Genomic DNA, 23,824 nt, shown 5'->3' with positions numbered 1-23,824 from the left:
GCGTCTTTAAACTGCTTAATTGATTACTTCACTTTTATCAATCCAACCGGTTGTCCCATCACTCATCGTGATAAACAGTAATGTCGAACCGACTTTATTTTTTTGAATAGGATCAATTAAATAACCCGTTTTATTCACGATACCTTCATTTGTAACTCTGGCATCAATATTTTTTACAAATTTATAATTTTTAGATCCATAAACCTTTGACCAAACTTCAGCACCATCTTGAACATGGACGGTCGTTTCTTCAACTACTGTTTCTTGAGCTTCATAAACGCGTCCATTCATGACAAAATCAACTAACCGTTCAGTTGCATGTCCATCATCCCAAGCATTATAAGTCGCTACAAATTGATCATAATTGTGATGGCGTTCATCCGTTGCAAATGCTCGTTTAATCTCAGTAATGACAGCATCTGTATCCTTAACGATTGGTCCTGGTACTTCTTTTTCGTAGTCAAAGTAAAAACCACGAATATCATTTGCATACTCATCTAAATCATATGCAAAGAAAATAATAGGACGTTTTAACGCTGCAAAATCAAAGAAAACAGATGAATAATCTGTAATCAACAGATCACTAATAAGATATAAATCATTAATATCTTCATAATCAGCAACGTTCAGCGCAAAGCCTTCATAATCAGTTAAATCTAATGAGTTAGCAATTAAATAATGCGTTCTAACAAGAACGATAATATCATCGCCAAGTTCTGCTTTCATCTTATCTAAATCAAGATGTAACTTAGCCGTGAAATAATCAGCTTTAACGTATTCATTATCTCTCCAAGTAGGTGCATATAGAATAACTTTTTTGTTTGGATTAATTTCTAAACTTGCTTTAATACGATTGATATCTGTCTGTGTATAATTCGTTAAAATATCATTTCTAGGATAGCCAGAATTAATCATTTGGTTACGGTTCAAACGGAATGCACGTCTGAAAATATCTGACGAATATTCATTTGGCGTAACAGAATAATCCCAACGATCAGAATCTTTTGTAACTTGGCTATGATATTTAGCAGCATCAACGCCAGGCATTGACCCTGTATTTACGTCAACACCAATCGTTTTTAATGGCGTACCATGCCATGTCTGAACAATTGTTGTACCTTCAGGTTTAACCCACCATAATGGTCGACGAACATTCGTAAACCAATATTTTGCTCGAGCTTGTTTGAAAATACCTTTAAATGAGAATCGTGTCACATAGGGAATATGATTTTCTTTAAAATAAGCAACATAATCCTGGTTCACATTCCAGTACATCTTATATTTAGGGTAACGGTCTTTCATGTATTCATAGATAGCTTTTGGATTATCACTATATTTACGACCAAAGAAACTTTCAAATATAATAATATCTTTCTTTGACATTTTACCGATAATACCAAATGCTTTTGGATACCATTTATTAAACTTAACGATCTTTTTAATTTTATTTCTAATTACTTGAACGCTTGGTTCTTGTGGTAATAAGTGATCGCTAATCATTGCTTCAAAAACTTGCTTTGAAGCATCCCCTTGACGACCATACGTACAAAATTTATCATAAAATTCAATCAATTGTTGCGCGTAGGTTGTCTGTAGATGATTAAAATCGCTTAATTCGTCAATTATTTTTGCCGTTGTATCCACAATTGGTCCTGGAACCGTACCATTATAATCGAGATAAACACCTCGTGTATCTTCTGTATAATCTTTTAAATCATATGCAAAGAAAATCATTGGTCGTTTAAGATGTGCGTAATCAAACATTACTGAACTATAATCAGTAATTAACGTATCCGCAATTAAATATAAATCTTCAACTGTTGGATAATTAGACACATCAAAAGTAAATCCTTCAAATTCAGTTAGATCAATTTTATTGGCAACGAAATAATGTAGCCTTACCAATAACACATATTCGTCACTCAATTTAGCTTGCATTTGTTTAATATCTAACTCAAAATCAAATCCGTCTTTATTTCGGTAGGTTGGTGCATATAATACGACCTTTTTATCCAATGGCATGCCAATAGATTCTTTAATTTTAAGGATATCAGTTTCATTATTCTTTTTATAAAGTACATCATTTCTTGGGAAGCCAGAGTGAACAACCTCTTTTTCAAAATTAAATGCGTGACTAGCTGTTTCATCCATATATGGCGAAGGTGAAACAAGATAATCCCAACGCTTAATTCGTTTCATGAAATTATTCTGACGTCCTTTTGAACCATCTTTGAAATAAGGTTCATCAAATCCCATCGTTTTCATGAAGGTTCCATGTAACGATTGAACTTCAACTTGTCCTTTTCGTTTTGCATATTGGTTAGGGAGGTTAGTATTTTCAATAAAATACTTAGCTCGCGCCATGTAATACCAATACTTTTTACTGAAGTAGCGAACTCGTTTACCATTGCCGGTTATTGTTGTATTCGGATCCTTGAATAACCAGACACATTCATAATCTGGCATGTTTTCTTGGACATAATCATAAATGGCTTTTTCATTACCATTGAAATAAGCGCCCCAATAACTATCAAAGACAATCGTTTTCTTCTTTAAAGGTAATAAACGTTGTAGCGGGTAATATAGTGAGAAGTTAATTGCCCGTTTTCGTTTGGTTGCGTCCTGCTTATCCCACGATAATTTTTGGTTTAAAACCAAAAAATTGTTTTTTGTTTCGTATAATGATGTTCTTGCTAAATGATTTGTACGACTTTCTAGCGTTTCTACACGTTCTGGTTCAGTTGTAATTTGCGAACGAACAACTTGGTCAGCACTATAAAAATCAAGATAAAGATTATATTTTGCTGCCTTAATGAAACTGTCTTGTTGTTCATTAATTAAATTCAAATTAACGATTATTTGACCGTTATCATCGACAGTAACGTCATTAAATTGATATTTATATTGTTCCTCTTGATCGATTACACGTAAAACAATTTTTTCTGCTGAACTTTGAAACAATGTATTTTCAGCGATTAATCGTAGCCGACTATTATCTAACCACTGGACATCCATTAGTTTTGAAAAATGTGGTGCGATATTTAGTCCAATCATTTCCTTCATATTCTTTTGAACGAGTAAACTATATTGTGCTATTTCATATTCTTGCGGTTTATCAACATGTTCAAACTCATAGCTTAATTTCAATTCTTTTTCATCAATTAACTGGAGTCTTTTTTGTGTTACAGAACTTAACTCGGCTACTTCAGTTATTGAGAATTCAAATTTCACTTGATGTTCACTAACATTTATTTTTTGTCCACTAATTTGAGGCGCAATTTCATCATCACTATTTTCAGTAACAATTAACTTCGTACTTTCAGGATTATTTAACCATGTAGAGACCACTAATTTACTATCATTCACACTAATATCTTGAATTAGATTAGCTTGAACATTTTTTTCCGTCTTTATTTCATTTGCTGTCAAAGTCATCGCATTAAAAGCTAATGCCCAGTCAAAACTAAAATCAGTTTTAATTTGATAATCATTACCAGAAAAAATATTACTTATAAATTTACGCTTAGGATTAGCTAAAAATTCCGTCACATTAATATTTTTAACTTGATAATTAACTTGTATTTTCCAAATGCCGTTTCCTAATATTTTGTATGCCTCTTGTTGATCAAATGACATTCTAAAATAACGATAGTTACGGTGCTTAAATAAATGACGACGACGCTTGACGGTTTCTCGTTCAAACGTAATTGGCATTTCTTTCCCATTTATAATGTTAATCAAATTAACCGTAAATTTTTCGTCTAATTTTTTTGTAACTTTCAATTGATTGAGTTGCAACCAACCCTTAATAACTATCTCACTTGTCATTTCATCAGAAAAAACATTTAAGATTCGTTGTTCGAATTTTTGTGATTGTCCCACATCAACCGCTTTAGCAACATCTAAAGAGATAGCCGGATCTTCATATTGATAGCGATTATTTTTTTCAACAATTTTTCCAATATTTCTACGACGATAACTATATTTTTTTAAGTCTTTAATATTCCCCTGTAACACAGCAGCATATTGAATTTGATTTTTAATTGATAATTGCTTAAATAATTCTGGATTAATCGTTCTAATAAGTAGGACTGTAATTTTTTGAAATTCTAATATGTAATCTTCTTCCGATTCTCGAATATCTTGCATTGATAGCGGAATATCAGTTGTTAATAATTTCAGATCAAATGCATCCATAACATTTTGAGTTGCCCCATATTTTTTCATGTATGAACGCGTTAACTCTAGCATTTCCAATCGGTCTTTATAATGTTGAATATCATTACCTCGACTTTGAGTGATAGATTTGCTATCACCTTCACGCCAACGCCATTCGTATACAATATCAGTAATAATATCAATATGGTTAGCCAATAAATGAGCTGCCATCATCACAGGAATATCTTCATATAACATTCCCACAGGGTAGCGCAAATTATTGTCGATAAACAAATTTAATCGATAAACTTTATTCCATGAAGTTGTGTCATAAACTAATTCTGGGTGTTCTGCAATTGATGTTTCATAAACAGTATCTTTAATAGCAAATTTATGAATGTAAGAACGTGAACTACGTTTAGAATTAAATCGTTTAACTGCACCAGTTGCCAAGTCTGAATCAGTCATCTTTACCGACCCCATCAAAAGACTGTATGCGTCAACTGGTAATAAATCATCCCCATCTACGAAGGCAATATATTCTCCGGTAGCGGCTTCAATTCCTGCATTTCTAGCAGCACTAGGTCCAGCATTTTCTTTGTGAATTGCTTTAATATTGTCAAAAAGTGATACATACCGATCCATAATTTCGGCAGTCCCATCAACTGATCCATCATCAACTAAAATAATTTCTAATTGTTCATAACTTTGGTTAAGAACTGATTCAATACTTTCTTCAATGAACTCTTCAACATTGTATCCCAAAATAACAACTGAGAGTAATCCATTATTTTTTGTCATTATTAATTGTATTCTCCTTAACAATTCTTTTGTCCAAATATCTAATAATTATATCATTCCTATTTATAATAATATATTTTTTTTATATTACATTCCATGGTATTTAACTGTTCCATAACTTTTTGATCAGTATTAATAACCCCGTTCCATTCAAATAATGAATTGGCCTATCAGTCATATTCATGTATAATTAGAAGGCACAAAATATATTTTATAGGGGAGTTCTAAATTATGAAAATCAGTAAATTCATTGGGATCACATTACTGTTTACAGCACTTGGCTTAGGGATAGCCAGTCACAGTACATCTAGCTCTGTCTCAGCAAAAGTTAAACTATCATCTTCAAAATACATTGCACATGCGCCTGTTAGAATTAAAACGAAAGCTTATAATGTTTATGCTTACCCTCGAACTTTAAATTCAAAATCAAAGTTCATGCACTATGGTTCAAGTTATCATTCAACAACTTTTTACATCACAAAAACGATTAAATTATCAGATGGAAAATCATATTCTTGGCTAGTTAATGGTGCTGGAAAAGCGTATGGCTATATAAATACCAAAGCCACAACCGTTTATGCATCTCCCAAAACAGATAAATCAGATAGTAACCATACACCTGTTAGAATTAAAACAAATGCTTATAATGTTTACAGTTATCCAAGAGCATTACACGGTGCTTCTACATTTATGCACTATGGTACTAGTTATCACTCAACCACTTTCTACATTTCCAAAAAAATTACAACGGCATCAAATGTAAGCTACTCAAAACTAACATATAGTGACGGAACTTTGTATGGTTATGTGAATACTAAAGCATTAACGAATTACGAAACCGTTAAAGATATCAAAACTTCTTCATCAAAAACTAAATATCGTATCACGTCTGACATCTCTAACATTCATAACGCACCACTAAACACTATTTATGGAAATAAAACAACACATTATTCAAAAAATTACTTCGATACTGATTTATATATCACCAAAACAGAAACACGAACACAAGATGGCGCTAAATTTTCATATGTTAAAACTGGGAAAAACGATCTCGGTTGGATTTATAGTGGCTATTTAGCAGCCTGGACACCTGCTACAGATGTTCTTGTTGATATGCATGATGGTAGCCTAGATACAGGCAATAAATTAGCAAATACTGCGGCTACTAATTTCTATCAAAAAAAGCCTAATTATTCTTCAGTTGATGCAACAACAAAATCAGGTAGTACTTATAATGCAACTGGTTCAAAACAATTTAAAACAAATTATTTCTTAACTGCTTCATATAAATCAAGTGGTGATTGGGGTAATATACAAGGATTTGTTATCAATGGTCACTACCTTTATGCATCAATCTCAACTGATTCGAAAAAAGGAACTGGTAAGATTGTCCGTTTTGATACTGATAAGATGAACGCATTAAATCTAAATAATAGTAAGGGATTTGGAGAATTATGGCAGGCTTTTTACTACCTCCGTCAATCGCAATCTCTTAGCTACTACAAAGCAAACTACCCTGCTTCAACTTATAAAGGTAAATATAATTTCTATGTTTCTAAATATAATGCATACAAAAAATATGAATCTATCATTAAAGTCGGTCCTGAATTCATAATAGGCCATGGTCAATCTTTAGATTATAAAACAAATGGTTCAAATAAAGGTCTCTACATGTATCGTGATACAAGCTCAAAATCACTTACTGAATCCGACACAGTAACTATTCAACATATCAATTCGTCAACGCTAGCACCTGATAACTATACTAATATGCAATGGAACGATGGTTATGGTAATTTTATGCAAAGTAATAATTTAACTTTTGCAGATAACAATAACTTCTATTCATACACAATGATTGGTAGCGGATCTGGTTCAGCCGGTAAGTATATTCGAATTTGGAAGGGATCTATAGATGCCGACAATAAAGTCACCGTAAAAGTCGTTGGACAATTAGCCAACCGGGTGGGTGACTCTCCACAATCAATTGCTTATAGTTCAAAAACAAATAAAGTTTACCTCGTAACAGATGACGCTTTTGTCGCTGTTAACGCTTCGAAATTAACAGTTGATAATAATCATAACAGTGCCTTAACAACAAATGATGTTTCGTATACCCGTATCAATTCTTCACGAGAAACTGAAGGGATGCAAATCATTAACGGTTACGCCTACATGTTATTTAATAGAACACCTGAGTTAATTAAGTCAACAACAGCCGGTTATTAATCAACCATTGTTGTAACTATAGTTATCCTAAAAAATAGCAACTACCATTTTAAAAATGATAGTTGCTATTTTTTATTCTAAATTACTATGGCTCGCCTTCGCCTGATCATTTGATACGTTGTCTCTACGACTTACCTTCAGCACTAATGCATCCAGAGCAATATGCACACTTTGATCAAATAGCGTACTCAATAATTGGATTGACTTTACACTATTATCAGCTTTTGTTGCACCAGGCACAACGACAACTGAGTTAGATACTTTCGCTAAAGGAGACTCGCCGTTACTTGTAAGCCCGACTACTTTAACGCCAATTTTCTTAGCACTTTCAGTTGGTTCAAGTACACTCTTAGTTGTCCCAGAGCCAGAAACAGAAACTAGCACATCCCCTTCTGCAATTGACGGTGTAATTGTCTCACCAATTACAAAGACCGTATAACCGATATGCATTAATCTCATTGCGAATCCTTTTGCCATTAACCCAGATCGCCCAGCACCTAAGATAAAAATTCTTTTATCTTTCGTAATTAACTTCTCAGCACCATTTAATTGGTCATCACTAACTTTAGCAATGACCGCGTTAATTTCATCCATTATTTCATCAAGTAAACTCATTTAATAACCTCCATAAATTTTTTTGCCATATCTAATGGTTTCTCATTATTCATTATTTTACCACCAACAATGATTCTTTCCACGATACCTTGAACAGCCAATCTTTTTGCCTGTTCAATATCAATACCACCGGCAACCGCGATTTTTTTTATATTTGGAAATTTAGCATGGAATTCAGCCACCGCTTTTACGGCATCAAAATCTTGATCTTTCTTATCATGTGAGTAATGTAATCCAAAAATGGCTTCATCAAATTTTTGTAATTTTTCAATTTTCGTCTCATCTACTTCCAATAAATCTATCAGAATGTTTTTTTTCTGATTAACCGTTAATTCATAAACTTGTTCAATCGTATCAATTGACGAACTTGCCATAACCGTTAACGTATCCGCGTTAGCAGAGAATCCCTTTTCAAATTCATAAACACCCTCATCAATTGTCTTTAAATCAAATAATACTTCTGATTGATTAACTTTTTCCGTAACAGATTTTAACGCATTTATCCCATAATCTTTAATCAAAGAGGTCCCAACTTCGATGACATTGACAACACCATCTAAGTAGCTGACGCTCTCCATAAGGTCTTCTAACGTAACGCGATCAATAGCGACTTGTAATTTCATTATTCCTGTACGCCTTCCTTTTTATAAAAATCCTGTAGTTCTTTAGGTGTTGGGTAGCCATCATTATCACCTGGTGTCTGAACTTGAAGCGCACCAACTGCATTTCCTCGTAAAACGGCTGACTCCATAGATTTGTTTTCCAATAATGCTGTAATAACGCCTAATGCAAATCCATCGCCTGCACCAACAGTATCCACAACTTTATCCACTTTGAAGCCTTTAATCGTTTTCATACTACCATCTGAATTTTTGATAAATGCACCACTTGCACCTATTTTAACAATTACCGTTTTTGTCCGTTTGCCTTTTAAATAAAAGTCGGCAATTTCTTCTGGATTATCACTGCCCATCAGAATTTTTCCTTCTTCAACACCTGGTAAAACAACATCTGCATAACCTGCCAGTTCATTAACGGTCGCAACCATATAATCTTTACTTTTCCACAATGTTGGTCGTAAATTAGGGTCAAATGTAATGAATTTTTGGTTATCCACAAGGCGTGTTAATAACGTTCTAAATGTTTTTTCGGCCACATCTGAAATAGCTGGGAAAATACCAGACATATGCGCTATTTTAACATCATCTAAATTTATTGCATCAATTCGATCACTTGTTAAATGAGCTGCAGCTGACCCTTTACGGTAATTAAAAGTCTCTGGGTCACCCGTTGATACGAGTTGTTTCAATTGATGCCCCGTCCAATGATTTTCACTTTCGCTAATATAATCGATACCCACACCATGTCCTGAAATAATACTCTTCGCGTATTGGCCAAAAGGTTCTGTTCCAACTCGAGAAACATATTCAACATCATGCCCTAAGCGTTTAACTCCGATCGCTACGTTTAATTCTGCGCCACCTAATATTTTCACATAATTAACTGATTCTGATAAGCTTTGATCCATATCTTTTGAGGCAAATGTAATGATTGGTTCGCCAATTGTTATAACTTCACTCATTATATTTTCTTCCCTTCATGTCTCTTAATTTTAACCGAAAAAGTAATAAACTAAAACTTCATTAATAATTGAAACAAACCACATGATTGGAACACCTCTTTTTAATAAATCTTTTGATTGAACTTTCATATAATCAAGGCCCCAAACATTCCATGATTGCGTGATTCCTGTTGAAACAGCAAGAAGCGCAGGCACATAGAGAAGTGGTAATAAGAAGGCATCATTGAACAACCCGGTTCCCGAAAGAACCGCTGCAGTTGCAGCTCCAGCACCCCAAACATGTAACGGACCTCTGAATAACGCGAGCGGTGCTAATACTCCAAATACAATAGCAAGGATTAAATGGTCATGCGGTAATATCAGACTAAATACATGTTGAAACCTAACAGCGTTCAACTGAGCAGCACCAGCAAACATCACTAACGCCATTAAAAACATAATCAATCCTGCGATATCACCAATCGCTTTTTGAATCGTACTATTCAAGAAGTCGACGAAATTTTTATATCCTTTCATATTTCCAGTAACAGCTATCGCAAACAATGTTGCTAAAGTTAATCCTGGAATAGCATCCCAGCCGAAAATCATATTCATAACGACCGGAATAATTGGTGCAACAAATGCAATTTTTGGTATGGGGCGACTTTCAGAATTTTGTTGTGTCTCACCAATAATTTTTAGATTTGAATCAACATTTTCTTGAGTAAATTTCTTGCGATGTAAAACTAAGAAAATAATTACCGCGATTAATTGAACTGTCATTGCTGTCCAACCGAAGATTAAGTATTGTCCGCCGTATACGGCATTTGGAAAAAATGCTTTAATTTGATTGAATAAAACAACATTAATGTACATTGGTGCCCCAATTGACATGACAAATGCAGTAAGTGCGATGTCTCTTGGAATACCTAGGGATAACATGATTGGTAATAAGATAACCCCTATCGCAATCACAGATCCCACTCCGTATGCGCTTACAAAAATAAACGCTGTTACCAAAACAATTAAAATAGCTGCTATTAATGGTCGTTTTTTCCCAACTTTTTTTGTTGCTTCTGAAATTGCAGGCGCAATCCCACTATCAACAAGAACCCTTCCGAACCATGATCCAAATGCAATATAGATAATTGTCGGTCCATAATTCAATGCTGGTTCAGCAAATACTTTTTGAACTGCCTTATCGAATGGAATTTGTCCAATGATAGACCATAAAATAGCCATTACGAAGAACCCGACCATGATGTTTCCACCCTTTAAAATATAAATAATAAATCCTACAAAAGTGATTAATAATAAAATCGGTATTAGGGTTGCCATAAGCTAGTCCTCAATTTCTTTTTTTAATAACACTATCTGGGATTGAATTAACGCTTTGTTATCCATCGGATATTCAAGAGCGAAAGCCACTTTTTTTGGTAGATGGGCTAAAATAGCTCGCCAATCAAACATTCCTTCATCTAAATTTTTCGACGTCATTAAGTTTCCAGCATTATTAATAACGTTTTTCAAATGGATATAGTCCGTGTATTGTGAAAGCTCATCTGCACTCTGAATAGCATCTTGTTTCGTAAAAGCCCAATTACCAAGATCATAAACATAACCAACAGGCACATTTTGTCGTTTAGCACTTTCTAAAAATGTCGTTAATGCCTTAACACTGCCACTTAATGCAGTTTGATCATTTTCAACATTCATTGTTATTTTGTCTAAAGGAAATTCACTAAAAGCCTGCTTTAAATCTCCAGTAAATGCCGCAAAATTTCCAATATTAAATTTAATTTTTTTGATTCCCATAATTAAACCTTCTTGAAAATAAGTAACTAATTTAGGGTTTAACGTGCCATTGTCTAAAAAAACTTGATCAGGAACACTATAATTAACAATTAATCCGTATTGTTTTGCTTTTTTTGCAACTTTGGGTAATTCACTATCTAAATCTTTAAAATATTCACGTCTAACTTCGATACCGTCAACACTTAATTTTGAAACGCGATCAACCAATTCATCCTGTTTAATTCCATTTTCTACATCATTCTCAAAAATCCATGTATTTAAAATAACTGTCATCATTTTTCCTCCAATATTAATATTTATTGAGTTTCTTTACCCTATTCATTAATGTCTCAAAATTCATGTCCTCGAATTTTTCTGCATTTTTATTATCAAAATTTTCTCGTTCTATCTCGTTAAAATTTTCTGCTAAGTAATATGCCGTCAAATAGGCTGCAAGGTAATTCTTAGCCGTTTTCACCATGTTTTCATCCTCAAACTTAGCCTCTACAGTTGTAGAGGCAAAGCCCAACGCAAATTTATCAACATCTAAAAAAGTTCTTTTATCCATTTTTAGCGCCTCCAATTCATTATCTATTAACAAGTTAGGTAAACGTTTACATGGATAGTATATATGCAGTATTCCATAATTGCAAGTCTTAAATATAAATATATATTTCTAAACAAGGTAAACGTTTACTCCAGTAAGGTATCTAGCCTGTTTATTTTTTTAACTTTAAATTACATTTTAAGGACAATAAAAAAAGACTTACCCTTGAGCAAGTCTTTTCCATATTAGTATCTACTTAAATTCAGCAGGTATAATTATTTTTTTATTTTTCGTATTTGTTTCACCATTTAATTCATTCAACAATAATTCTGCTGCACTAGCACCTAGTAAAAAAGGATTTTGATTAATCAACGAAGTTCCTGAATTAATCGCTTTTATGACTTCAGTATCTGAAAATCCCGTTACCGCTACCCGTTGATTGACCATGAATCCATCAGCGATAATTTTAGGTAGTAAGTAAAGCAACCAACGTTCCTTCAACGCAAATACAAGCGTTCTTTTATCATCACGTATTAATCTATTTTTCAGTTCAGCATATGTTTGATTTAATTTTGTATCACCATCTATAACCTCAATCACCTTAGTGTCTGGACTGACCGAATTAATTCCGTTATACCGCTCTTCCCGAGTTGAAATACCTGTCACTTCACCAGTAATGATAATGACTTGATCAAATCCTTGATTTAGATAATATCTTGTTACTTGTTGGCTAATATCAAAGTTATTTGTAACAACATTAGCTAAACTAGAATCAGAAAGTTCACGATCAACAATAACAATGGGCATGTCTCGTCTAACCGCATCCCTTAAATCGGCTTCTTTTCTAAGTATTGGTTGCATGATTAGTCCATCAAACGATTTTTCGCCAATAATTTTAAGGATACCTTGTTCTTTATATTTATTAGAATCGGAATCAAATAAAACCGCTGTATAACCTTGTGCATCTAAAATTGAGCTAATACCTTTAAACATTTCTGTGGCAAAATAATCATCCACATCTGAAACAATTGTAGCAATCATTCGACTTTTTTTTGTAATCATCTGTCTAGCCGCGTCATTAGGGACATAGTTTAATTCTTTAATCACATTTTGGACTTTCAATGCTGTCTCTTTAGACATACGCTCTGTTTTACCATTCAAAAAACGTGATACAGTTGCGATTGAAACATCTGCCTTACTTGCAACATCTTTTATATTCGCTTTAGTAGCCATTTTTTCATCCATTCATTAATTATATTATTTCGTCTAGTTTTCCTTTTATTCCGTTGCTAAACTATCTATATATTACCATACTGCTCAATTTATTAGAAAATACCTCACTAAAATAGTAAATAAAAAGGATAATTCTACTTAAAATTCAGAATTATCCTTTTTATTTATTATTTTCACGTTCCGCTAGTTCGAGGTAACGATTGTACCAGATATCTATATATTCTTTAGAAAATGGCCCTTTCCCGTTATCTATCCAGTCCACAAGTGTTCGGACGTTATACTTCAATATCTTATCGATATCGTCAGAATATTCCCATTTTTTCCCGTGTTCTGCATATTCATCTACATCCAATAACCGTTTCTCACCATCTGGGAAAACTTTGACATCTAAATCATAATCTATATATTTCAAAGCTTCCTTATCTAACGTGGCTGGTGAAGCCAAATTACAATAATAAGAAACGCCGTTATCACGTATCATGGCTATAATATTAAACCAATAGTGTTTATGAAAAAAGATAATTGCTGGTTCTCTGGTCACCCATCGCCGGCCATCTGCTTCGGTCACCAATGTATGATCATTACACCCAATAATCATATTCTCACTTGTTTTCAACACCATCGTATCACGCCATGTTCGATGCAAACTACCGTCGTGTTTATAACTCTTTATGGTAATGAAGTCGCCCTCTTTAGGCTCCTTTGACTGATTACTCATCTCTACCAAAACCCACTTTCTAAACACGTAGTGCATTTTACATCGATTGCATGAATATTATACCAAAAAAAGAACTATTTTACTAAAATTTATTTGAAGAAAGGCTGATATATTTGTCCCAAATTTTTTGTTGTACTTTAGGAACTGCAATCTGGTCAAAATCTTTTTCAAGTATGAATTCGCCAGGAAAATAACTTAAGTCAAACGATTTACTTTTCACGGTAAATAATTCAATTAACCATTTTTGATGGGTAAAGGTATGTTTTACGACGGAACCTTCTAATGCTGAAAAAATCAACTTATGGTTCAAATTATCTTGGCTCCATTGGCCTAATTTTATAACTAAATCATCCGTTAATAACACGTCTCCTGGTTTGTCTTCCAGTTCTTCCAGCTTAATTAAAGGAAACGCTAATAAATTTGCGAGCATCCCTTTACTAGAACGTTTCTCAAATAAATACCCTTTTTTTGTTTCAATTATCAAAGCAATATAGGGCATTTCAACTGGTCGCGGCTTCTTTGATTTCACTGGATAATCAAGTTCTTTACCATCTAAATAAGCTTGATTAAACGACTTAACTGGAGAATGTTCAGAATCTGGATTCTTAGCACTCATGTAACTTGAACCCAAATCCATGACAGCTTGGTTAAAGTCTCCAGGTCTTTCTTTAGAAATAATTTGTTGAATGACTTTTTCAAAAATAAGTCGGGTCTGTGGTTTCGCAATATCATCTTCTATCTCAAATAAGCGTGAAAATACACGAAAAGCATTACCATCAACGGCAGGAACAACTTCGTTAAAAGCAATACTTGCGATTGCTCCGGCAGTATATGGCCCAATTCCAACTAAATTTTGCAGTTCCTTAGCTGTTTGCGGCCATTGCCCAGAATAATCTTGAACAACTTGTTTTGCTGCTTTTTGCATGTTTCGAACTCTTGAATAGTAACCGAGTCCTTCCCATGCTTTTAAAATACGTTCTTCTGGCGCATTAGCAAAATTTTCAACACTCGGAAACCATTCCATAAATCGTTCATAGTACGGAATAACCGTATTTACTTGTGTTTGTTGGAGCATAATTTCTGATACCCAAATATGGTAGGGTTCATGGTCTCTGCGCCAAGGAAGATCCCTTTTTTCACTATCATACCAAGTTAACAATGCCTCTTGAAAAGCTGTGATTTTTGCGTCATCCCACATTATCATTCAAGCGCCTCATCTTGTTCTTTCAGCTCAATATATTCATTAATATCATCAAACTGAAACCCTTTTTGAAATAGCCCCTGTTTAACTTTCATGGCGCGCTGACTACCTTCCAAGCGACGTTGCCGTTTCCAGACTTTATCCCCTTGTTTAACAAGTGCATCCCATTCGGCTTCGGGATCAATTTCAAGTTCTAAGGCATCCATTATTTGTGAAATGTCATCAGACTTAAAGCCTTTAGTCATTAATGCCTGACGAACCTTGTTCTTTAAATTACTAAACGATTGATCGTGGTAATGCTTAACTAATTTTTCGGCGACTTTAATTCCATTTTCTAATTGGTCATCAACTGGAAATTCTTCTAAGGCTTCATCAATACTTTCAGCTGCAACACCTTTTAATCGTAACTTTTGGCGAATGACTGTTGGTCCTTTATCCGACGTGTGCATCATTGTTCTAACGTAACTTTTAGCATATTCAAGATCATTTACTAATCTAAATTCATATAACTTTTCGATTGTTTCTTCAATCGCGTCTTCCGTAATTTCATGTTTCTTCAAATAATCCTTAATCTCTTTTACGGTTCGCATTTGCGTTGATAAATAGTTTAACGCTTTTGAATACGCTTTTGAACGATCATCTGCATCAGCAATTTGTTTAATTAATGCCTCATCTAATTCCATCCCTTTAGCAAGATGAAATGAAATAAGAACTTCTTCCCCAATTGGAAAAGCATATTTTTCATCCAGAAAGACATTATATCGTCCAGCACGTTTTTGTGTGGTTATTTTTGTGATTTTTTTTGTCATATAGACTCCTTTAAATGCTTATCTTGTTATTATATCTTTGAACTGCCAAAATGCCAATATTCCTGTGTTATAATAAGAAAAAAGCAATAAGGAGTTTATAAAAATATGTCAGACAATCAAGAATTTGGATCAGAAATTGAAGCCGGTTCACGTTTTCCTTTAACTATTAAACGCTTAGGTATTAATGGTGAAGGCATCGGCTATTACAAACGTAAGATTACATTCGTACCTGGTGCTCTTCCAGACGAAGTCGTTGTAGCAGAAGTCACTAGTGTTGCAGATTCTTATATCAACGCTAAAATTCATAAAATTCGTAAACAAAGTCCTGTTCGCGTTGAACCAAAAGACGCAACATACAGTGAAGTCGGCGGAATTGAATTAGAACATTTAAACTACAAAGGCCAATTAGCTTTCAAAAAAGATGTTATCGTACAATCTTTAGAAAGATATAAACCGCGTGGTTATGAACACTATGATTTAAAAGAAACTATCGGTATGCAAAATCCATATGAATACCGTAATAAAGCGCAATTCCAAGTTCGCGAAAAAGATGGTCACGTCATCGCTGGACTTTACAAACCAAAGAGTCATGATTTAGTAGACTTAAAAGAATTCAGTACGCAACGTCCTACAACAATGCTTGTTATTCGTCACGTTGTTGCGTTATTAGAGGAACTCGGAATTCCTATTTACAATGAAGAAGCTAAATCAGGTATTATCAAAACGCTTGTTGTTCGTGAATCTTTTGATACCGGTGAGGTTCAATTAACCTTCATCACAAACTCGGCAAAATTACCTAAGAAACGTGAACTAGTTATGCATATCTTAGAAGAATTACCTATGGTTACTTCTGTCATGCAAAATATCAACAAAGGTGAAACATCACTTATTTGGGGTGACGAAACCATTAATATCGCTGGCCAAGACTTCATCATGGAACGTCTTGGTAAAATGAAATTCAAATTATCAGCACGTGCTTTCTTCCAATTAAACCCAGTTCAAACTGGCGTTTTATACGATGAAATCAATAAAGCTCTTAACTTAGATAAAAATGAATCATTAGTTGATGCTTACTGTGGTGTTGGTACCGTTGGCCTTTATGTTGCCCATGGTGCTAAAGAAGTTCGCGGTATGGATACAACACCTGAAGCGATTGAAGATGCACGAGAAAATGCTGTTCTATCACATCAAGAAAATACCACATATGAAGTTGGTAAAGCTGAAGATATCTTACCTAAATGGTTGGAAGAAGGTTTCGTACCTGATGCCCTAGTTGTTGATCCACCACGTACTGGTTTAGATGATCAATTAATTGAAGCCATCAATAAGAGTCGTCCTAAAAAATTTGTTTATGTATCATGTAATCCATCGACACTCGCAAAAGATTTAGAATTGTTAACAAAATCATACCGCGTTGATTATATTCAACCCGTTGATATGTTCCCACAAACATCAAAAGTTGAAGCCGTCGTTAAATTATCACGTCGTTCTTCAGGAAAATAAAGCAAAAAAAGAAGCCATAAAATGGCTTCTTTTTTTGCTTTAACTATTCGTTCGACCAACTAAGACGCTACCATAAGCCCAATAGGTCTTTCCTGTTTCAATAACTGTAAAACGGTACATATATGAATCTTCTTTACCATTTTCTTTAATTGTAGCCATGCAATCTACATTAACTGCTTTACCTCTAATTGTAGCATCACTTGCTCTTCCTGTTGTTACTGATAAATATGCTGAATTATAAACATGATTATGCAAGTAGTAAGTGCTTGTCGTACTTACGGTTCCAGTCTGTTTAAGTGACTTATAAGTAATTGATTGATTAAATGTTAAGGCCTTTGAATAAACCCAATATTTATTTAATCCTGATTTAATTTGATACCAAGTTGTTCCTTGGCTTCTATTTTCTGCTCGAGCTAATAATTTCACTGTTTGCCCAGTTAATTGTGTTGAAGAACCATAGTTAACCGTATTATCAGTAGAGTTCTTAACTGAGTTATAAAGCATATATTTATTACTATTAACTTTTGCAGTTTCTGAACCAGATGCACTATGCATTTCTAAATTAACTAGTGCATCCTTATTGACTGCTCCTGTGTAAACCCAATGATCATCTGAACCAATTTTAATACGATACATCGTTGATTTAGCACCATTATAATCAGTTATAACGGCTTTTTGATTAATTGTATATGTTCTATTTTTATAATTGGCTGAATCACCTGTCTTTTTAGATAGATAATCTGAATTGTATACATGATCATGTAACTGATATGACTTACCATTAAATTTAGCTGAAACATTCATTGGTGAGTAACTTACTTTTCTTAATTTTAAGGCGTCACTATAGATCCAATATTTTGTGGATGTCCCTTTAACACGGACGCGATACCAAGTAGTGCTACCATTTTTAACACCACGCATATCTGCATACAATGTTTTACCGCTTAACTTGCTGCTTGAACCTTTATCGACTGCGCCGACCGTCCCTTTAACATGGTTATAAAGACGGTAACTTGTATTATTCATCTGAACAGTTTCTGATCCAGCTGCACTGTGATATGCGACCTTCACACCTAATTGTGTGTAGTATTCTTTGATTAAATCATACAAGTCTGACATTGAATATGACTCATTAAACCATTTATTACCAGATTCGCTATAGTAACCAACTGGATCACCATGATCAGTTGCACCTAAATACTTACTGACATCTGCATGTGCCCAAACTGTTGCGCCCGCTCCATGATTGCTAGCAGTTGCTAAACTTGGTTTCAACCCATATTGTTGTAAAATATAGGCAGTATAGTAGGCGGCATTATTAACTTCTCGTGCAAATGCCGACTTGCTATGAACACGCGTTTCTTCAAATTGCACGAAACGTTGGTTACCTTTAGGACCAGAGCCCCATGACATGACGTTCGTTTTTGCAATATTAATAATATTATGATCGTCAACAAAACTGTGCACAAATGCATTACCATAATTGGCTTTCATAAAAGCCATTTCACCATATATGGTAGATGATGGGTTAGCTGTTTCATGAACAACAACACCTTCTGGTTTACCTTGACGATAAGTCATATCATCGGTTGGAAAACCACCCCAGATAGCACTTGTAATCTCATTTGGTGCAATATGTTGAGAATGTATATAATTATTTACCTTTGATGAAGCCGAAACTGATTGATTCATTAATCCAGCCGCTACAATCCCCAAAACAATGGCAAAACCCATTACTATTTTTTTCTGCATTTTCAATAACTCTCCTATTTTTTTATTGCTATCCCTTAGCAATATTAGTTCAACAACCTAATAAATTAATGTTTATTAATGGCTCCCTTATAGACCCAATGATTAGTAGATCCAATTTTGACTCGGTACATCGTTGATTTAGACCCATTGTAATCAGTAATAATCGCTTTTTTATTAATTGTATAAGTTCTATTATTATGTGTTTTTGATTGACCTGTCTTTTTAGATAAATAATCTGAATTATAAACATGATTATGTAACTGATATGATTTATTATTAAAATTTCCTGTATTTTTTACTGTAGAATAACTTGTTTTTCTTAATTTTAATGCTTGTTTATAGATCCAATACTTCGTTGATGTGCCTTTAACTCTTACTCGATACCAAGTTGTGCTACCTTCTTTTACGCCACGCATGTCCGCATAGACTGTCTTACCTGTCAACTTAGCAGCCGCACCTTTATCACGACTACCTGCTGTTCCTTTAACATGATTGTAAAGACGGTAACCAGTATTAGCTACTTTGACTGTTTCAGAACCGGCTGCGCCATTATAAGCGACTTTAACGGTATTATCTAAACTAGCTAAATTATATCTAGAAATTAAGTTATTTAATTTTTTACCGTAGGCACTACTTGTCGAGTATTTTAAACTCAATGATGCTGTTGCTTTTTGATAAGTACTAGCTTTTTCACGCCATGTACCTGAGTAATACTTAGCATCCCAACTTACACCGTTACGTAAATGGTTGGCATAATCTTGAATAGATGCTTTAGCATTTGGGTATTTTTTAAATTTAGACACCGCATAATAAGCTTTCCCTTTGCTATTATATTCCAATGATTTAACTGAATATGATTGTCCCTTATAGGCACCCTTCATACCAAAAAAATTATTAGCCTTTTTTGCCAACGTACTTTGACCCCAAGAAGATTCAAGAATCATCTGTGATAGCATCACTGATGGATACAAGTTTTTATCTTTTGACACTGCTTGAATCGTTGGTCCATTCTTTTCAATGAGAGCCTTTGTTTGGGCAGTCGTGGCTGCCGTAACTGTTGATTCATTTTTACTTTGATTCCCAATTGGTAAGTTTATTGAGCTAAATCCCGTAATAGCAACAAATGTTACCGTAACTAATTTTGTTAACAACTTTTTATTTTTCATATTTCCCCCTATTTTTCCGAAATTATCAGCTTTAATTATATCAAATTTGCATGTCTAATAACGCCTTTTTCCGTTACATTATGATTACAATTAGTAACGCATAATGCCTCTATTAGTATGCGCCCAACTACACGTTTTTTTGATAATTGAGTCGTCAGGTGATTCATCAGAATACCCTTTCAACGTGTAGATGGCTAATAAATGCTTAACTTCCTTAATGAAATCTATTTTATCCACATAGGTATCACGTCTGTTCTGAACTAAAGATAAGATAGCATCATGATATCTAAATTGGGGTGTTGGATTTTCAAAACCAAGTTCTGCAGCTATTTTACTGGCCAAAGAAACTTGAATATCTGTAAAAAGATGCGCTAAATTTAATTGCTTTAGAAATTGCGAATACTTACTTTGAACTCTAATTCTTAATCCATTGTTGAAAAATAAATCAGTTCCATTTTCTACATCGGAAATATTAGCAAGATGGTGTCCTGCCGTCCATGAGGCATCCCGTTTTGATGGCCCACTATCTGGAAATAACTGATACATACCACATGTGTAAGGTAGAGCTTGTTTCTTTTCAACTAATGACACAATCGCACGCATTGCGACAAAAGTTAGAATTTTTTCATTAATCAAGCGATTCACAAAATTTGTTGTTGTGTATTTACATAATAAAATATCTTTATGCTTATCAAAAATAATGGATCGTAAATCATCCCGTCTGTGTGTTATATGGTGAATATACAAAGTTGTCTCCATGTTCACTTGATAGTTATCCGTTACAATTCCATGTTCTGTAAAAAAATGATCATCCGTAACGTCTATTATTGGATGATTCTCCAACAAGTTTCGCCAATATTGAGACCCAACAGTCAATAAGCGTGTTTCTGGATAATCTATAATTTCTTTAAAATCCCGTTCTAATTCATTCTCCAAGTTCAATAGCCTACTCCTTTTCTTACTTTCATTTAACAACTTATCCTATGTTACAGATTTAATTGTAACTAATCTTGTGTGAACTTAAGTCTAATTGTTAAGTTTATCTTAAGAAAATTAATAGTCTACCTTTAATTCTTAAATGCTCATCAAAAACCCATAAATACGCTCATTTCGTCGTCTATTTTAAAATTGAATAACCTCGTATTCTAATTAAGAACCTTGGCCAAGGGATCTTAAAAGAAACGAGGCAACTCTACTAATATGTCAAATCAAATAAACCCAGGTCTAGCTTTTCTACTGAAAAATGACCGTGAAAAACTTATCTTTGGTGTTCTAAAAAGAATGTCGATTAATCAATCGCATGCTTCATATGACGATTTCGTACAAGAAGCACGATTAGCATTCAGCGCTGCATATGACCAATACCCTAAAACTATTGAAGATAATGAACAAACTTTCATGGTTTACGCCTATCAACGTGTCTACTGGCGACTTCTTGATTTAATTAATCGACAATCTAATCAACAAACGCATTTAGAACCTAATAAGGATGATTCAACTAATCCAACTGATTCCATCATTGATTTAACCCTCCAAACACAAGATACTATCGCTGAAAAATTATTTACAGAACACCTTTTTAAATCACTCTATGACCTCTGTTCAAACGCCGAACAACATTATCTAGTCGATTGTTATATTAGACACAAAACAGTCACAGAAATTGCTGCCAGTCATCATGTTAGCCGTCAAACAGCCTATAACTGGCGTAATAGCGTCGGTCGGAAAGTACTTTTAGTCATTGCTCAAATGAATCAAGAATAAATATCAGTATTTGCTTTACAAAATGGTTAACCGATTCTTTATTATCTATGTAAGGCGTCGCGGCACTTATCAAATATAGACACACAAAGGAGAACATATATGAGTAAAACTTGGGTAAAAACAAACGTTATCGTTGAGGGATTAAGTTCTGACGGCTCTGAACGTAAACGTTCATTCGCTAACATTACTGAAAATGCCTCTAACGAAGCTATTGCACAACTCGGCGCTACAGTTGCTTCATTAACTGGTGATAACACCGTTAAAATGACCATCCGCACAGAATCAAGTCTTTTAGCTTAATCAAACCTAAGGAGGAAATTATATGAAACAATTAGATTTAGCATTTAAAAATGAAGCGGGTAAAACGCGCCATATGAAATTACGTTACGTTAATACAGATTTAGATCCAGCAACCGTTAAGAAAGCCATGGATGACATTACAGGTTCTGATTTATTCCATCGTGATAACGAAAAAATGTTCGTAACCCCTATCTCAGCACAATTTGTTGAAACCATTGAAACACCAATCTACACAAACGATTTAGTTTAACCGTAAAAGCCAACTTAATTGTTGGCTTTTTTTGTACCCTCATAGCACCTATCAATTGCCTTTTAACATCATATTGGCTATTCTAAAATTTAGGGGGATTGTAATGAATAAAATAGAAGATAAAAAAATGACGTTTTTCACGGTTTTCTTGTTAGGAATTAACGGTATTATTGGATCGGGGATTTTCTTATTATCTGGTAAAATTTATAATGATATTGGACCACTCAGTATCTTTACAATTATCGCTGCAGCATTAGCAGTCACCATGATTGTGCTCTGTTACGCAACACTAGCAAGTAAATTTTCGGAAGATGGTGCGGCTTGGTTATATGCCTATAATGCATTCGGTAAATTTACTGGTTTTCAAGTTGGTATATTTACTTGGATATTAGGCGTAGTGACTTTGTCAGCCGAAATTGCTGCGTTACTAACTGTCTTAAAAATACTTTTTCCAGCATTACAACAAACGCTTATTTATGATGTTTCAGCAATTGCCTTAGTCATTATTCTAGGCATCATTAATTATTTTGGAACAGCTATTCTAGATTTCGCAGACAATCTGTCTTCTGCAGCTAAAGTATTTATCATGTTACTCTTTATTATTGTCGGTGCTTTCTTCATTAAGGATGCTCATTTTACGCCCATGATTCCGACTGATATTCACAGTAACACTCAGTTATTTACGAAATTTAATACAGCATTTGGTGTCATTTTTTATATGTATACTGGCTTTTCATTTTTACCGATTGCTGCTGCTAAAATGGATAATCCGGAAAAGAATATTCCGAAAGCACTATTAAGCGTTATTGCAACGGTGACTTTATTATATGTTTTACTTCAAACGGTTGCCGTGGGTATCCTTGGCCCTAACTTAGGATCGTACTCATTACCAATTGCTGCGGCATTCAAAAGTATCTTTGGTCAGTGGGGTTATATGATCATTATCATTGGGATGTTGATCTCTATTCTTGGGGTTGCCATCTCAGTATCATTCAATACACCTATTGTGGCTGCATCGCTAGCAAATGAACATCAGCTTTTACCAAAAATAATCGGTAAGCAAAGTAAACACAATACACCGGTTATCGCAATCATTGTGACATCTATCACAAGCATCCTCCTGCTACTTAGCGGTAGTTATTTATTCTTAGTATCATGCATTGTCTTTGCATCGTTTGTCCAATATGTACCAACAATTCTAGCAACATTTAAATTCAATAATGATCCAAATTTACCAAAAGGTTTCAAATTACCAGGTGGTCCAATTATTCCAAGCCTTGCATTAATTATCTCACTTTACTTACTGTTAAGTTTTAATTGGAAAATCATCTTATTCGGCGTTATCGTGTTAGTACTAGGGTGTTTACTCTACTGGTTTGATAACCGAAAAAAATAACCATTGATTTTGAAAGTTCAAAAC

The 23,824-nt window shown here is 34.1% G+C and carries 20 protein-coding genes; 6 read left to right on the top strand and 14 right to left on the bottom strand.

The window, feature by feature from the left end:
• Positions 1–15: 15 nt before the first annotated feature.
• Positions 16–4,959, bottom strand: a complete 4,944-nt coding sequence (locus tag AC1RP1_RS04520; RefSeq protein ID WP_481761511.1) for a CDP-glycerol glycerophosphotransferase family protein — start codon at positions 4,957–4,959, stop codon at positions 16–18.
• A gap of 231 nt (positions 4,960–5,190) precedes the next feature.
• Between AC1RP1_RS04520 and AC1RP1_RS04515 the strand changes: the two genes are divergently transcribed.
• Positions 5,191–7,191: a hypothetical protein gene (locus AC1RP1_RS04515; protein ID WP_481761512.1), complete on the top strand. Its 2,001-nt coding sequence runs from the start codon at positions 5,191–5,193 to the stop codon at positions 7,189–7,191.
• A 72-nt stretch (positions 7,192–7,263) separates the two neighbouring features.
• Here AC1RP1_RS04515 and hxlB read toward each other — a convergent pair whose 3' ends face one another.
• The 10 genes from hxlB to recX all read right to left on the bottom strand — a co-directional run bounded on the left by hxlB (position 7,264) and on the right by recX (position 15,669).
• On the bottom strand, positions 7,264–7,806 hold the full coding sequence (gene hxlB / locus AC1RP1_RS04510) for a 6-phospho-3-hexuloisomerase (protein ID WP_481761513.1): 543 nt from the start codon (positions 7,804–7,806) through the stop codon (positions 7,264–7,266).
• Positions 7,803–8,429, bottom strand: coding sequence for an orotidine 5'-phosphate decarboxylase / HUMPS family protein (locus tag AC1RP1_RS04505; RefSeq protein ID WP_481761514.1), 627 nt, complete (start codon positions 8,427–8,429; stop codon positions 7,803–7,805). The genes hxlB and AC1RP1_RS04505 overlap by 4 nt, the downstream gene beginning before the upstream one ends.
• Positions 8,429–9,388 carry a sugar kinase gene (locus AC1RP1_RS04500; RefSeq protein WP_481761515.1) on the bottom strand — a complete coding sequence of 320 codons (960 nt, stop codon included), beginning with the start codon at positions 9,386–9,388 and terminating at the stop codon, positions 8,429–8,431. The genes AC1RP1_RS04505 and AC1RP1_RS04500 overlap by 1 nt, the downstream gene beginning before the upstream one ends.
• 30 nt (positions 9,389–9,418) lie before the next feature.
• Positions 9,419–10,705 (bottom strand): gluconate:proton symporter, encoded by a 1,287-nt coding sequence (locus tag AC1RP1_RS04495; protein WP_481761516.1) that lies wholly within the window; start codon positions 10,703–10,705, stop codon positions 9,419–9,421.
• 3 nt (positions 10,706–10,708) lie between these two features.
• Positions 10,709–11,455 (bottom strand): sugar phosphate isomerase/epimerase family protein, encoded by a 747-nt coding sequence (locus tag AC1RP1_RS04490; RefSeq protein ID WP_481761628.1) that lies wholly within the window; start codon positions 11,453–11,455, stop codon positions 10,709–10,711.
• Positions 11,456–11,471: 16 nt separating this feature from the next.
• Positions 11,472–11,729 (bottom strand): hypothetical protein, encoded by a 258-nt coding sequence (locus tag AC1RP1_RS04485; protein ID WP_481761517.1) that lies wholly within the window; start codon positions 11,727–11,729, stop codon positions 11,472–11,474.
• Positions 11,730–11,960: 231 nt separating this feature from the next.
• Positions 11,961–12,953, bottom strand: a complete 993-nt coding sequence (locus AC1RP1_RS04480) for a LacI family DNA-binding transcriptional regulator (RefSeq protein ID WP_481761518.1) — start codon at positions 12,951–12,953, stop codon at positions 11,961–11,963.
• A 148-nt stretch (positions 12,954–13,101) separates the two neighbouring features.
• Positions 13,102–13,659 carry a nucleoside tri-diphosphate phosphatase gene (ntdP, locus tag AC1RP1_RS04475; RefSeq protein ID WP_481761519.1) on the bottom strand — a complete coding sequence of 186 codons (558 nt, stop codon included), beginning with the start codon at positions 13,657–13,659 and terminating at the stop codon, positions 13,102–13,104.
• Positions 13,660–13,741: 82 nt separating this feature from the next.
• A complete protein-coding gene (gene mutY, locus AC1RP1_RS04470; protein WP_481761520.1) occupies positions 13,742–14,863 on the bottom strand; it encodes an A/G-specific adenine glycosylase in 1,122 nt (373 codons plus the stop codon).
• On the bottom strand, positions 14,860–15,669 hold the full coding sequence (gene recX / locus AC1RP1_RS04465) for a recombination regulator RecX (RefSeq protein WP_481761521.1): 810 nt from the start codon (positions 15,667–15,669) through the stop codon (positions 14,860–14,862). Before recX ends, mutY begins: the two co-directional genes overlap by 4 nt.
• A 105-nt stretch (positions 15,670–15,774) precedes the next feature.
• Between recX and rlmD the strand changes: the two genes are divergently transcribed.
• Positions 15,775–17,172, top strand: a complete 1,398-nt coding sequence (gene rlmD, locus AC1RP1_RS04460; RefSeq protein WP_481761522.1) for a 23S rRNA (uracil(1939)-C(5))-methyltransferase RlmD — start codon at positions 15,775–15,777, stop codon at positions 17,170–17,172.
• A gap of 39 nt (positions 17,173–17,211) precedes the next feature.
• On the opposite strand, the gene AC1RP1_RS04455 is transcribed toward rlmD, so the two are convergent.
• The 3 genes from AC1RP1_RS04455 to AC1RP1_RS04445 form a co-directional block, all read right to left on the bottom strand.
• Positions 17,212–18,924 (bottom strand): N-acetylmuramoyl-L-alanine amidase, encoded by a 1,713-nt coding sequence (locus AC1RP1_RS04455; RefSeq protein ID WP_481761523.1) that lies wholly within the window; start codon positions 18,922–18,924, stop codon positions 17,212–17,214.
• Between the two features lie 65 nt (positions 18,925–18,989).
• Positions 18,990–20,090, bottom strand: a complete 1,101-nt coding sequence (locus AC1RP1_RS04450) for a glucosaminidase domain-containing protein (protein ID WP_481761524.1) — start codon at positions 20,088–20,090, stop codon at positions 18,990–18,992.
• A gap of 90 nt (positions 20,091–20,180) precedes the next feature.
• Positions 20,181–21,032 (bottom strand): competence protein ComK, encoded by an 852-nt coding sequence (locus AC1RP1_RS04445; protein WP_481761525.1) that lies wholly within the window; start codon positions 21,030–21,032, stop codon positions 20,181–20,183.
• Positions 21,033–21,290: 258 nt separating this feature from the next.
• On the opposite strand from AC1RP1_RS04445, the gene AC1RP1_RS04440 reads away from it, so the two are divergent.
• The 4 genes from AC1RP1_RS04440 to AC1RP1_RS04425 all read left to right on the top strand — a co-directional run bounded on the left by AC1RP1_RS04440 (position 21,291) and on the right by AC1RP1_RS04425 (position 23,800).
• Positions 21,291–21,854 (top strand): sigma-70 family RNA polymerase sigma factor, encoded by a 564-nt coding sequence (locus tag AC1RP1_RS04440; RefSeq protein ID WP_481761526.1) that lies wholly within the window; start codon positions 21,291–21,293, stop codon positions 21,852–21,854.
• A gap of 99 nt (positions 21,855–21,953) precedes the next feature.
• Positions 21,954–22,154, top strand: coding sequence for a DUF1659 domain-containing protein (locus AC1RP1_RS04435; RefSeq protein ID WP_409022133.1), 201 nt, complete (start codon positions 21,954–21,956; stop codon positions 22,152–22,154).
• A gap of 22 nt (positions 22,155–22,176) precedes the next feature.
• Positions 22,177–22,404 carry a DUF2922 domain-containing protein gene (locus AC1RP1_RS04430; RefSeq protein WP_409022132.1) on the top strand — a complete coding sequence of 76 codons (228 nt, stop codon included), beginning with the start codon at positions 22,177–22,179 and terminating at the stop codon, positions 22,402–22,404.
• Positions 22,405–22,507: 103 nt separating this feature from the next.
• Positions 22,508–23,800, top strand: a complete 1,293-nt coding sequence (locus AC1RP1_RS04425; RefSeq protein ID WP_481761527.1) for an APC family permease — start codon at positions 22,508–22,510, stop codon at positions 23,798–23,800.
• Positions 23,801–23,824: the final 24 nt, after the last annotated feature.

Source organism: Dellaglioa sp. CoH-56-MRSF-13, assembly GCF_056782095.1.
This window is presented reverse-complemented; position numbering and strand designations above follow the sequence as displayed.